The following is a 697-nucleotide window of genomic DNA, read 5'->3' as shown; positions in this document are numbered from 1 at the left end:
TTTGTTCCTGACGAAGCATTATCAGGCGCGCTTGCGACAGCTGCTAAACGCGGGGTAGAAGTGACCCTTATTATTCCTAAAAAAGTGGATTCGTTCTTGGTGCAACATGCTTCACAAGCCTATTATCAAGAGCTACTTGAGGCTGGCGTCAATATTGCACTGTTCAAAGGTGGCTTGTTGCATGCCAAAACAGTCGTTATCGATGATGACTATTGTCTATTTGGTACGGTAAATATCGATATGCGCAGTTTCTATTTAAATATGGAGGTCAGCTTGGCGATTTATACGCCGCAGATGGTGGCACAAATTGCAGATGCGCAAGCGACTTATCTACAAAATTGTCGCTTGTTGTCATTGACTGAGTGGCAACAGCGCTCAAGCTACGCGCGTCTATTTGATAATGTTGTGCGGCTGTTTAGCCCTTTATTGTAGTGCGTTGAATTTTACGCTAAGGTAGATTATTTTTTATTCATGTATAAATACTTTTAAGGAAGTACCTGCCAGATGTCTGACTCGCCTTTGACGCCTTTAGATTATATTGCCATAGGATATTGGCAAGACTTTTTAGCTAAGCGTCCTATTGCAGGCGGCTTAGCTTATGAGGCCCTATTAAGAGAGTGCAGTTTAGATGAGTCTTTAGCTAGTTTGCAGCGTATCGATACTTTGTTATCACAAATACGGCGCGAACTGATCAAAG

Annotated in this window: 1 protein-coding gene and 1 pseudogene; both read left to right on the top strand. The window is 42.5% G+C overall.

The window, feature by feature from the left end:
• On the top strand, positions 1–432 hold a 432-nt coding region (locus tag ACTXGO_RS15505; protein WP_443575148.1), incomplete at its 5' end, for a phospholipase D-like domain-containing protein.
• Between the two features lie 72 nt (positions 433–504).
• A pseudogene (locus ACTXGO_RS15500) lies at positions 505–697 on the top strand (tetratricopeptide repeat protein); the annotation flags it as partial.

Source organism: Psychrobacter sp. T6-1 (assembly GCF_052258445.1).
The sequence above is the reverse complement of the archived record's forward strand: the minus strand, read 5'-3'. Positions and strand labels throughout refer to the sequence as shown.